The 11,384-nt window shown below is 68.2% G+C and carries 11 protein-coding genes and 1 pseudogene; 7 read left to right on the forward strand and 5 right to left on the reverse strand.

Annotated features, from left to right (window positions below; all coding sequences use genetic code 11):
• The first annotated feature begins 477 nt into the window (after nucleotides 1-477).
• From BLR04_RS37335 to BLR04_RS37345, 3 genes are all read left to right on the forward strand, one after another.
• Entirely contained in the window at nucleotides 478-2,001 is a 1,524-nt protein-coding gene (locus tag BLR04_RS37335; RefSeq protein WP_090773892.1) for an ATP-dependent DNA ligase, read from the forward strand.
• A gap of 425 nt (nucleotides 2,002-2,426) precedes the next feature.
• Nucleotides 2,427-4,073, forward strand: a complete 1,647-nt coding sequence (istA, locus tag BLR04_RS37340; protein WP_090773893.1) for an IS21 family transposase — start codon at nucleotides 2,427-2,429, stop codon at nucleotides 4,071-4,073.
• A 20-nt stretch (nucleotides 4,074-4,093) separates the two neighbouring features.
• On the forward strand, nucleotides 4,094-5,044 hold the full coding sequence (locus tag BLR04_RS37345) for an ATP-binding protein (RefSeq protein ID WP_425413476.1): 951 nt from the start codon (nucleotides 4,094-4,096) through the stop codon (nucleotides 5,042-5,044).
• Here the strand turns inward: BLR04_RS37345 and BLR04_RS37350 are convergent.
• Nucleotides 4,996-5,844 carry an SDR family NAD(P)-dependent oxidoreductase gene (locus tag BLR04_RS37350; RefSeq protein ID WP_090773894.1) on the reverse strand — a complete coding sequence of 283 codons (849 nt, stop codon included), beginning with the start codon at nucleotides 5,842-5,844 and terminating at the stop codon, nucleotides 4,996-4,998. The two genes, BLR04_RS37345 and BLR04_RS37350, sit on opposite strands and share 49 nt — an antisense overlap.
• A gap of 164 nt (nucleotides 5,845-6,008) precedes the next feature.
• On the opposite strand from BLR04_RS37350, the gene BLR04_RS37355 reads away from it, so the two are divergent.
• The gene (locus BLR04_RS37355; RefSeq protein ID WP_245740973.1) at nucleotides 6,009-6,737 is read left to right on the forward strand and encodes a helix-turn-helix transcriptional regulator; all 729 of its coding nucleotides are present in this window, start codon (nucleotides 6,009-6,011) and stop codon (nucleotides 6,735-6,737) included.
• Between the two features lie 98 nt (nucleotides 6,738-6,835).
• Here BLR04_RS37355 and BLR04_RS42160 read toward each other — a convergent pair whose 3' ends face one another.
• The 3 genes and pseudogenes from BLR04_RS42160 to BLR04_RS37365 form a co-directional block, all read right to left on the reverse strand.
• Entirely contained in the window at nucleotides 6,836-7,243 is a 408-nt protein-coding gene (locus BLR04_RS42160) for an alpha-hydroxy-acid oxidizing protein (protein WP_425413477.1), read from the reverse strand.
• Nucleotides 7,176-7,364 (reverse strand): annotated as a pseudogene (locus BLR04_RS42165) (alpha-hydroxy-acid oxidizing protein); the annotation flags it as partial. The gene BLR04_RS42160 and the pseudogene BLR04_RS42165, both read right to left, overlap by 68 nt.
• Nucleotides 7,365-7,748: 384 nt before the next feature.
• The gene (locus tag BLR04_RS37365; RefSeq protein WP_245740974.1) at nucleotides 7,749-8,048 is read right to left on the reverse strand and encodes a MarR family transcriptional regulator; all 300 of its coding nucleotides are present in this window, start codon (nucleotides 8,046-8,048) and stop codon (nucleotides 7,749-7,751) included.
• A 202-nt stretch (nucleotides 8,049-8,250) separates the two neighbouring features.
• On the opposite strand from BLR04_RS37365, the gene BLR04_RS42530 reads away from it, so the two are divergent.
• Nucleotides 8,251-9,039 carry a septal ring lytic transglycosylase RlpA family protein gene (locus BLR04_RS42530; RefSeq protein WP_281191867.1) on the forward strand — a complete coding sequence of 263 codons (789 nt, stop codon included), beginning with the start codon at nucleotides 8,251-8,253 and terminating at the stop codon, nucleotides 9,037-9,039.
• A 284-nt stretch (nucleotides 9,040-9,323) separates the two neighbouring features.
• Here BLR04_RS42530 and BLR04_RS37375 read toward each other — a convergent pair whose 3' ends face one another.
• Nucleotides 9,324-9,920 (reverse strand): DUF1707 and DUF4870 domain-containing protein, encoded by a 597-nt coding sequence (locus BLR04_RS37375; protein WP_245740975.1) that lies wholly within the window; start codon nucleotides 9,918-9,920, stop codon nucleotides 9,324-9,326.
• Nucleotides 9,921-10,053: 133 nt separating this feature from the next.
• Between BLR04_RS37375 and BLR04_RS37380 the strand changes: the two genes are divergently transcribed.
• Nucleotides 10,054-10,398, forward strand: a complete 345-nt coding sequence (locus BLR04_RS37380) for a hypothetical protein (RefSeq protein ID WP_090773899.1) — start codon at nucleotides 10,054-10,056, stop codon at nucleotides 10,396-10,398.
• Nucleotides 10,399-11,088: 690 nt separating this feature from the next.
• A partial coding sequence (locus BLR04_RS37385) for a recombinase family protein (protein WP_176903495.1) occupies nucleotides 11,089-11,384 on the forward strand: 296 nt, incomplete at its 3' end.

Consider the following 11,384-nt stretch of genomic DNA (forward strand, 5'->3'; position numbering starts at 1 on the left):
GGCGCCTGAGCACCCTCCATCGAGCGTGCGCACGAAGCCCACCCCGACCACCACCCCGGTGCCTGGTGGTGGGTCGCGCGAGGCCCGTCCGCCCACCAGACGACCAGCCCCCACAGACCCCGGCCGTCCGGAGCGGGCGCCAGAAGGCTCTGTACCAGGGTCCCGGTCGGCGTAGTTCGGCCGACAGAGAACATGGCCGCTGGGTGGCCCATGGCGCCTGGGAGTCATTTTGGCCGGCGTGGCGCCTCGCATAGTGGTTGCTTCCTGGCATTTCGCTGCCCCTGCGCACGAACTCTGATCAGGCGGCCGGACGCACATCGTTCTCGTCACCCCCGTGGACCCGTCCCCGAATGATGCGTTCGGGAACACCCAGCCCTTTACGTCCCGTTGGTGGGTTAATTGCCGTCAGGCGGTGCGCTGAGTAGATATGCCGATTCGAGGTGGGGAAATGTCGCCGTCGTGAGGCACCATAGGCGTGTGCTTCTGATCGACGTGGTCCGGGTTTCCGAAGCGGTGACGCGCACGTCCGCCAGGCTGGGCAAGATCGGCCACCTGGCGGAGCTGCTGGGCCGGGTCGGCCCGGAGGAGGCGGAGATCGCCATCTCCTACCTTTCGGGCGATCTGCCCCAGCGGCAGGTCGGCGTCGGCTGGCGCACGCTCGAAGACATCCCGCAGCCCAAGCTGGCCGCCACCGCCACGCTGACCCAGGTCGACGAGCTGCTGAGCCGCATCAAGGCGGTGTCCGGGCAGGGGTCGCAGGCGGCGCGCAAAGCCCTGGTGGCCGAGCTGTTCGCCGGGCTGACGAGCCAGGAGCAGCAGTTCATGAGCCGGCTCCTGCACGGCGAGCTCCGGCAGGGTGCGCTCGACGGCGTCATGATCGAGGCGGTGGCCAAGGCGTCGGGTGTCCCGTCGGCCGACGTACGCCGGGCGCTCACGCTGCGCGGCTCGCTGCCGGCCGTCGGCGCGGCCGCGCTGGCCGGCGGGGTGGCGGCGCTGCGGGCGTTCCGGCTGGAGGTCGGACGGCCCGTCTCCCCCATGCTGGCGGGCAGCGCGCCCAACGTGTCCGCCGCGCTGGAGAAGGCCGGCGCTCCAGCCGCGCTGGAGTGGAAGCTCGACGGCATCCGCGTCCAGGCGCACCGCTCCGGCTCCGAGGTCAGGGTCTTCAGCCGTACGCTCGACGACATCACCAAGCAGGTCCCCGAACTGGTCGAGGCCGTGCTGGGCATGCCGTCCGCCGATGTGGTGCTCGACGGCGAGGTGATCGCGCTGCGGCCCGACGGCCGGCCGCACCCGTTCCAGGTGACCGCGAGCCGCGTCTCCACCAAGACCGACGTCGAACGGCTGCGCGACACGACACCGCTGAGCGTGTTCTTCTTCGACGCCCTCAGAGTCGACGGCGCCGACCTGCTCGACCTGCCCTACTCCCAGCGGCAGGAGGCCCTCGCCCGTACGGTGCCGCAGGAGCTGCTGACGCCCCGCATGGTGACGGGCGACGTGGCCGAGGCCGAGAAGTTCTTCGTCGACGTCGTGAAGGCGGGCCACGAGGGCCTGGTGGTCAAGTCGCTCATGTCGCCCTACGCCGCCGGGCGACGCGGGGCCGGCTGGATCAAGGTCAAGCCGCGCCACACGCTCGACCTGGTCGTCCTCGCCGCCGAATGGGGGCACGGCCGCCGAGAGGGCAAGCTGTCCAACCTCCATCTGGGCGCACGTCACCCCGACGGCGGGTTCGTGATGCTCGGCAAGACGTTCAAGGGCCTGACCGACGAGCTGCTCGCCTGGCAGACCGAACGTTTCCTGGAACTCGCCGAGGGCCCCACCGACCAGTGGACGGTCAAGCTCCGGCCCGAGCTCGTCGTCGAGATCGCGTTCGACGGGGTGCAGCGCTCGCCCCGCTACCCGGGCGGCATGGCCCTGCGCTTCGCCCGCGTCCTGCGCTACCGCCCCGACAAGCGCGTCGAGGAAGCCGACACCGTCGACACAGTCCGCTCCCTGATGCTCTAACCCCCGGACGAGCACACCACACCGAGAGCCCCACCCACCCTGACGCGCTGCCCCAGACCGTGCACCGCACCGTGACCCACACCCATCTGGAGGCTCTGCGCCCGGACCGACGCACCATGCTGAGAGTCGTACGCACCCTGGTGCACTGCTCAGCACCCTCAGCACCCTCAGCCACCGCGCCGCGACCAGCCCGCCCTGAACTCGCCTCCGGACCAGCGCACCACGCCAGGCGTCGCGCCCACCCTGAAGCTTTGACCCGCCGACCGACGCACCGCGCCGTGGCTCTGTAGGTGAATCCGAGAGCCAGATGTCGGTCAGTGGCTCTGTGGCGCCCGGTGGGGCTGGGGTCGTGTTAGCGAATTCTAGAGCCACCTGAGGGTTCGCAATGCGAGTATCGAAGCGTTACTCCCTGTGAGGAGACGCTGGTGACACACCCCCAATCCAAGGTGGAGGTATTCGCGGCGATTCGCCGGGATTCTCGTGCGGGGCTGTCGGGTCGGCAGATCGCGATCAAGTATCGAGTCAGCCGGAACACGGTGGCTGAGGCGTTGCGTCAGCCGTGGCCGGAGCCGAGGAAGAAGATGGCGCCGCGGGCGAGCCGGCTGGATGAGTTCAAGCCGTTGATCGACGAGATGCTGCGGGCCGATCTGGATGCGCCGCGCAAGCAACGCCACACAGCCAAGCGGATCTTCGCTCGTCTGGTAGATGAGCACCAGGCCGCCGAGGTCTCGTATCAGATGGTCCGCGCCTACGTCGCTCGCCGACGGGGCGAAATCCGGGTCGAGGCAGGACGGGGTCCGCCGGAGGCGTTCGTCCCGCAGTCGCATCTGCCGGGAGTCGAGGCGGAGGTCGACTTCGGTGACGTGACGGTCCGGATCGCAGGTGAGCAGGTGAAATGCTTCCTGTTCTCGTTCCGGATGTCGTACTCGGGCAAGGCGGTCCATCGGGTGCTCGCCACCGGAGGCCAGGAGGCGTTCTTCGAGGGACACGTCCACGCTTTCAGGGTGCTGGGCGGGGTCCCGACGGGCAAGGTCCGCTACGACAATCTGAAGGCCGCGGTCTCCGCGGTGCTGGGGTTCACCCGGGCCCGGACGGAGTCCGCCCGCTGGACGGCGTTTCGCGAGCACTACGGGGTCGAGGCGTTCTACTGCCAGCCGGGGATCAAGGGCGCCCACGAGAAGGGCGGGGTCGAGGGCGACATCGGCTGGTTTCGCCGCAACCATCTGGTCCCGGTTCCCGAGGTTGCTTCGCTCGACGAGCTGAACGAGATGATCGAGCGCTGGGATCTGGAGGATGAGGGGCGGCGGATCGGGGCGCGGGCCAGGACGGTTGGCGAGTACTTCGCGATTGAGCAGCCGCTGCTGCGGCCAATTCCGCTGGAGGCGTTCGAGACCGGCCTGCTGTTGCCGGTCCGGGTTGATCGCTACAGCCAGATCACGGTCCGGACGAACCGATATTCGGTTCCGGCTCGGCTCATCGGCCGGCAGCTGCGGGTGATGCTGCACGCCTCGGAACTGATCGTCTATGACGGGCAGCAGATTGTCGCACGCCATGATCGGCTGTTCGCCAAGGCGGCCCGCCGTCTGGAGCTGGATCACTACCTGGAGGTCTTGATCCGCAAACCCGGCGCGCTCCCGGGCGCGACCGCGCTGGAACAGGCCAAAGCCGCGGGCAAGTTCACCCCGGTTCATGACGCGTGGTGGGCTGCGGCTTGCAAGGCCCACGGCGACCGGGACGGAACGCGCGCGCTGATCGAGGTGTTGCTGCTGGCCCGCCACCTGCCGACCGAGCACCTGGTCACCGGCCTGGCTGCGGCTCTGCGGGCCGGAGCTCTCACCGCTGATGCGGTCGCGCTGGAGGCGCGCAAAGCGGCTGAGGAAGACCAGGAGCCATCTCCTCCAACCGCCGCCGAAGACGCCAGCACCGACGCGACGGTCACGTTCCTCACCGAACGGCGCCTGGCCCAGCTTCCCCGCGACACCAGGCCGCCGCCCTCGGTGGCGGTCTATGACCAACTGCTCAAACGCGCTCGACCGGCCGGCGAGCGTCCTGCCCAGGGAGGAACCCCATGACCACGCCTCACCACCGCGGCATGACCGAGCAAGCCGCCCAGGCCTCGATCGATCAGGCCTGCCGGATGCTGCGCCTGCCCAGCATTCGCGCCCAGTTTCCCGACCTGGCCGAGGCAGCCGCCCGCGATCAGATGTCCTACCTGGGTTTCCTGGCCGAGCTTCTCATGGCCGAGTGCGATGACCGCGCCCGCCGTCGCTCCGAACGTCGTATCAAGGCCGCTCAGTTCCCTCGCGACAAGTCTCTGCGCGCCTTCGACTTCGAGGCCAACCCCAACATCGACCCCGCCACCATTCACACCCTCGCGACCTGCGAATGGGTTAAGAAGGGGCAACCGCTCTGCCTCATCGGCGACTCCGGGACCGGCAAGTCGCACCTGCTCATCGCCCTCGGAACAGAGGCCGCTATGAAGGGCTACCGGGTCCGCTACACCCTCGCCACGAAGCTGGTGAATGAGCTCGTCGAGGCCGCCGATGAGAAGGTGCTGGCCAAGACCGTTGCCCGCTATGGGCGTGTTGACCTGCTCTGCATCGACGAGCTCGGATATATGGAACTCGACCGGCACGGCGCGAACTTCTCTTCCAGGTGCTCACCGAACGCGAGGAGAAAAACAGCGTGGCCATCGCCTCCAACGAGTCCTTCTCTGGCTGGACCCGCACCTTTACCGACCCACGTCTCTGCGCCGCGATCGTCGACCGCCTCACCTTCGCCGGCAACATCCTCGAGACCGGCACCGACTCCTACCGTCTGGCCCAGACCCGAGCCAGAGCCGAACAAGCTAGCTGATCACATCACACAGCGTCTCACGGTGTTGCCAGAGCGATCGTTCCGGGGCTTGAAGCCGCACGTCGGAGACGACGACTCACGGGCCAAGCCGCTCATCGGCTTCACCCGTCTCTCGGCTGGATTCGAACACCGGCGGCATCAGTGGCGAACGGAGACACCGGCTATGGCGGTTCGGTGGCCGAGATGAGCTGTGGCCTCCAGATCCGTGGCCACGGCGGTGAGCTTCGCCTGGATGGCGGAGATCGCGTCCTCGCCAAGTGCCAACCGCAGTGGAGGCTCCGGCAGGTCGAGTACGGCCAGAACCGCGCGAGCAGCTATGTCGGGATCGCCAGGTTGGTTGCCGTGAGAAGCCGTCAACGAGGCCCGTGTCGGACCCACCGTGTCCTCGTAACCGGGGATCGGCTTGCTCAGGTGCAGCGCCGGACCGGCGAACCCGGTCCGGAAGGCTCCCGGTTCGACGATGACGACGTCGATCCCGAGTGGCCCGACCTCGGCCGCGAGCGCCTCGCTGGCTTGCTCCAACGCGCCCTTGGCGGCGCAGTAGGCCCCGGCACCGGCGAAGGACAGCAGACCGCCCATACTGCTGACCTGAATGATCGCCCCGCTGCGCCGCTCGCGCATCTGCCGCAGCGCCAGCCGGGTCAGCCGCAACGGGCCGTGGAACATCACCTCGAATGCGTCCCGGAGTTCCTCCTCCGTGGTCTCCTCGATCGCGCCGACAATCCCGTAACCGGCGTTGTTCACCAGCACGTCGATCCAGCCGGCGGTCTCGACCGCACGCCCGCAGGCAACGGCGTCACGTACGTCGAGCTCGACGACCGTCACCTGGTCCGGGTGCTCGGCGATCACCTCGGCCATGGTCTGCGGGCGGCGGACCGCGGCGACCACATGGTCGCCGGCCACGAGCGCGGCCCGGGTGAAGGCGGCACCAAGGCCGCTGTTGGCGCCGGTGATCAACCATCGGCGGGGGCTCGGCGTCGTGTTCACTGTGATCCTTTCTCGGTGCCTCCGGCGGGGTGCCCGAAGCACGGTGATCACGATGCCTGGCCACCCGCTACTGGCGGTATGGCCCGAAGGTGGAAAATCTGCCTATGGCAGACGCACTCGTCGGACCACAGCCCGTTCCCCGTCCGTTGCCGGCCGGCGAGCCGATGGCGGCCGCCGACTACCGGCGTCTGGTCGGTGTGCTGGAGGCGGTCGATCGGGTGCCAGGGCTGCGGGGATTCCAGGAACAGCTGGTGCGGGCCCTGCAGAGCTGGTACGGCTACGCCGGGGTCGCCGTCCTGCACGGTGACACCCTGCGGGAGGCCGTGGAGAAGGGCTGCGGAGTTCAGGGCGGTTATTCTCCGCGCTTCCTGGCCGATTACGCCGCCCGCTGGGCTGACGCTGATCCGTTCCGCACCGAGCGGACGCACCGGCTGCTGATGTCCGCAGGCGTGGTCACTTTGAACGAGGTGGCGCCGGACGGGGAGTATGGCGAACGGTTCCTGCGGCCGCACGGGATCAGCGACAAGGTCGGTACGGTGATCGACGGCGGAGCGGCCGGGGTGCTCTACGTCGGTATGGCGGTGCGCGACAGCCCTCACGTGCCCGCCCGAGATGTGGCCGTACTTCATACCTTGCGGCGCCACCTCGCACCGCTGGCTGTTGAGCAGCTCACGCGTCACCGCGAGCAGCTCGCTCTTGGCACCGACTGGCGGCTGACGCCTCGGGAGTGGGAGGTCGCCCGGCTCGCCGCCCACGGCCTGACCAATCAGCGGATCGCCGACCGTCTGTTCGTCGGAATCGACACCGTCAAGAAGCATCTCACCCGGATCTTGGACGAGACCGGCTGCGCCAATCGCGCCCAGCTCGCCTCCCGCTGGCGCGAAGGGGGCTGACACCTCCACATGACTCGAGCTCGGCACGTGGCCCGCCCCCTCGTCCAGACGGGCGGATCAGCAGGTGGTCGCCGGTGGCAATGAACGCACGCGGCCGTTCACGTCCGGCGGATGTCGGCGATCGTGGGGTAGCCGTTGATGGCCATGAGGAGATCGAGCTCGGCGAGGACCGAGCGCAGGTAGTGGACGAGCCCGTCGGTGCCGCCGACGGCCAGCGCGTGGGCGTACGGCCTGCCTATCCCCACCGCGGTGGCGCCCAGGGCGATGGCCTTGGCGACGTCGGACCCGCTGCGGACCCCGGAGTCGAAGAGCACCGGCAGGCCGCCTGCCGCCTCGACGACGCCGGGCAGCAGTTCAAGGGCGGAGAGTCCGCCGTGGTTCGAGCAGTAGATCGCGTCGATGCCGTGGTCGCGCGCCCGCTGTGGGCAGGTCCACGCCGAGCAACGAGATCGACAGGTCGCGTTCGTAGGCCCCGTTGAGCATGCGGGAGACGAGCCCCCACATATGGAAGGCCGCCACGTTGGCGCGTTGCGTGTGCTCGTCTCCGCAGCCAGCCGCCACATATGACTGCACCCACCACGGCAGAGCTCTCGCGAACCGGAGCCATGCCTTAGACCCACAGGGCATGGCTCTCGTTTTCACTAACACTCCAAGGTAGTTGATCAACAAGTGGCTCTCAAACCGACCGACATATGGCTCCCGGTTCCACCTGCATAGCCAGCGCCGAGAGTCGCGCTCACGCTGGTGCTCTGGCCTCGGCCACCGGGCTAAGGGCCGCGCCAGGGGACGGACGTGCCCTACCCTGCGGACCTTGCCCGGCACGCACGCCGACGTACCGCCTGCGACGTGACGCCCTCCCCAGCTTTTCGCCCCTTCTCCCCTCTGCGGGCCGGGATCTGACGGCCGCCCTCCCCCCGCTCTCTGCCCTTCTGTCGGCTGACGACGCGACGGTCCGGCCCGCCCAAGGGACCGGACGGCGAAGACGAGCGCGGGCCGGCCGGCGGAGTGGCGCTATCCCATCTCCTCTCCTGCACCACGCTCGCGGCCGTGGTCGCCAAGGCGGGAGCGTCGGCCTTCCACGACGATGGCGCGCCGGTCGGAGGGGGCGGGTTTGCGGCGGATGTGGCCGCCGGCTTCGACTTTGCGTGCCATGAGGGTGACGCTGGGTGGTTCGCAGCCGAGTGCGTCGCTGAGCTGAGACTGGATCGCGGGGCCGGTGCGGGCGAGTCCCCTGATGATCGCGAGCTGGGTGGGTTTCGCGGTGATCTCCCGGGGTTCTGGGCGCTGAATCGAAAGATCTACGGCGTACACAGAGAGATCCGAAAGATCTTGCCGTGAGTGATTTATGTCACTAGATATCCCATTATGTTGCCTTTACCTGCTGTTTGTCCCATATGTTCTTCTTCACCGCGCAGGGCCCTGCCCCGCCGACCGGATCGGCCGCCGTCCGCCCCCACCCCCGCCCGACGCAGCCTTTCCCTGCCGTATCCCCTAGCCAGGACGGTGGTTTACCTTGGGCAAGCACTCCCGCAAGTCGTCGTTCCGCACTTCCACCGGCAAGCTCGGCTGGGCCACCGTCGCGGGTGGCGCCGCCGTCGTCGCGGTGCTCTCCACCACCGCGTGGGCCGCCATAGGCGGCGACGTCCCCGGACGCACGGTCGCCCTGAGCCTGCCCGCCACCACCCCGACGGCCACGAAGACCATCGCCCGGCCTGCCGCCTCGCCGAAGAAGGCCACACGCCCCCACAGCCGGTCGGCGTCGACGCCCAAGGCCTCCCACGCGATCCATCACTCGCCGGCCGTCACGGCGTCCCGGACCCACACGTCGCCCCAGCCGGCCAAGACCCTGGCCTCTGCTCACCTCCCCAAGGTGAAGGCCACCAGCGGCTCCGCCACGACGGAGACGATCGAGGCGCAGAGCATCAAGGCGGACACCTCCGAGGACGCCCGTAAGGCGCAGAGCCGCGCGAAGGAGTACCGCAAGGCCAAGCGGCAGAGGCAGCGATCCAGGGTGATCGCCTCCGGATCGTGCGGCGCTTCGTACTACGGCGAGGGCCAGATGACGGCCAGCGGCGAACGCTTCAACCCCGGCGCCATGACCGCCGCGCACAGGACATTGCCCATGGGCAGCCGAGTGCGCGTCACGAACCCGGCGACCGGCGCATCGGTCACGGTCCGGATCAACGACCGCGGGCCCTTCGTCGGCGGACGCTGCTTCGATCTCTCGGAGGCCGCCTTCGCCGCCATCGGCAACCTGAGCGCGGGCGTGATGCACGTGCGTTACCAGGTGCTGGCCCGCTGACATCCCGCTCGTCGCCACCGTGGCCGCGCGGGTCCCCAGCCGCGCCACCACGGTGGCTGACCTGTGACAACGCGGCCCGCACCGCAAAAGATGCTGTAGCCCACGGCAGCACGCCGGCGTTTTCGGCCCACCGCCTTTTCGAGCGTCGAACGATTCGCGACATAGTGGTTACAAAATCGGAATACATCCGATAGCTAGAGAAATCGACGACTCGCGGCGTGCGTCGAGGCGTACGGAAACAGTTAAAAACCCGCAGTCGGACGGCGAGATTAGTCGCTTGCGGGTCACTTCACCAGGCGAACCGTCATCGGGTAGCGGTATTCGTTATCCGAGAGAGCCGAAACACTGGCCACGATGCCGAGGATCAACGACACGATCAGGATGAACGGCACCAGCACGATGCCGACGAAGGAGATCGCCAGCAGGAACGACCCCCCGACCACCGTGAGGTTGAAATTGAGCGCCTCGACCGCGTGCTTGCGGATGTACGGCGAACTCTTGCCGCCGATCAGCAGGACAAGCAGCGGTCCGACGATCGGGAAGCCGAGGATCGGCAGGAAGTGGGCGAGCGCGGCGGCGAGGCGTTCGTTGCTCTCCGACGCTTCCGCCGTGGGCGTCGGGGCCGACGACTGTGCCGGCGGGAAGGACACGGCCGGGGACATACGCAGGTCGTACATGATGGGCATCAGATCGCCGTGGGTCCGCGCCGTCATGGCGCGCTCCAGCCGGTCGTCGAACTCGAATTTGTCGAGACGACCGTCGGCATAAGCGGCCTTGACGTGCTCGACAACGTGCTCGCGGTCCTGGTGGGTGACGCGCAGATGAGCCGGCGGCATCTCTCCGGGCCCGGGAGTTTTCGATACCCCAGCCATAATCGCCATACCTCTTCTCCGAGAAACTGGCTACCGTCTCTCATACTGCATCGCTGCGGCGTCTCCTGCCATCGGGAGAATCCCGGATCTTTCCCCTAGATCATCCCCGGCAGGGAGCCTCCGGACGGTATAAAAAGGATTCATGAGATGGCGAGACCGCTACGGCATTCGTCGACTCCGCGGTCGTAAGATCGCGAAGTTCGACCGGGAGGCGACAGACGCCGACATCGAGGCGCTGATCGCCTTCGCTCGTTCACGGCGTGGTGTCGAGTTCTATGTCGAGCCAGAGACCTTCGCGACCGACACGACCGCCGTCGCGGTGGCCGACGACGGCGAGTGGACCAGGCGGCGCGTCGGCTCCCCCGCCGTGATCCACAAGGTCGCCCGCAACCTTGCCCTGCCGGTGTACGACGTCCAGCTGACCGGGTACCCGCAGCGCATGCGCGCCTACAACGAACGCCGCCGCGAAGAAGGTGACACCCTCTAACCACCGCCTACGGCGCCGAGACCCCCGCACACTCCGCCGGCCGGATCACACCGGCCGGCCTGCCGGTGATCTCTCACCCCGGCCGGCCTGCATATTGGTGATCTCGCACACGGGCCACTGCACATAACCGCCACGTCGCGCACGGGCTGCTGCCTCGCGTCCACACCGTGCTCGGCTACGACGAGGCGAACACATGCCGATCACCGCAGCTGCGAGGCTGTCGTCCGCTTGGCGAGGGCGGTGGGTATGCCCGCCACCACTGATGTCGAACGCGCCCCGGGCTCCCACAGACCGTGCTCGCCGTTCCCGCCAGTCGCTGTCAGGCCACAGCATGTCCGTGCCGTGCTGGGCTACGACGACGGACGCACACCCGCCGTCGAAATGCCACTAATCGTCGCCCGCCCGGCACGAGCGGTGGACGGGCCACCAGTTCCGCCGTTGTCGAGCATGGCCGTGGGGGCCAATCGGCCAAGCTCCGCTTTCCATGTTGCAGGCCATACGGGCCGCCTGGTGTCCGTGCTACGTCGCACACCGGCCGGCCGCGTGTGGATCGACGGTTACTGGAGGCGGGAGAGTTCAGGTTCGGTCGACGGTTGCCTGAGGTGGGGCGTATCCGCTCTTGGTGGTGGGGGTTGTTAGCTGCTAGCGGAAGCATCAGTCATCTTCAGTCTCCGTCTGCATCATTTGTCTGTGAAACTTTCCGAGTGGGCGCGGCGGAATGGCGTGCACTACCAGACCGCCTGGCAGTGGGCGCGAGACGGGAAAATGCCGGTCCCGGTCACCAAGACCGCGACCGGCCGGTACCTGGTGCTCGAGCAGCCGTCCGAACGGGACGGCCGGACGGTCGCGTACTGCCGGGTCTCGAGCGCTGACCAGAAGGCGGACCTCGAGCGGCAGGCGGGCCGAGTCGTCACGGCTGCCACCGGGATGGGGCTGACCATCGCCGACGTGGTGAGCGAAATCGGCTCCGGCCTGAACGGCAGACG

Source organism: Nonomuraea maritima (assembly GCF_900100395.1).
Classification (GTDB): domain Bacteria; phylum Actinomycetota; class Actinomycetes; order Streptosporangiales; family Streptosporangiaceae; genus Nonomuraea; species Nonomuraea maritima.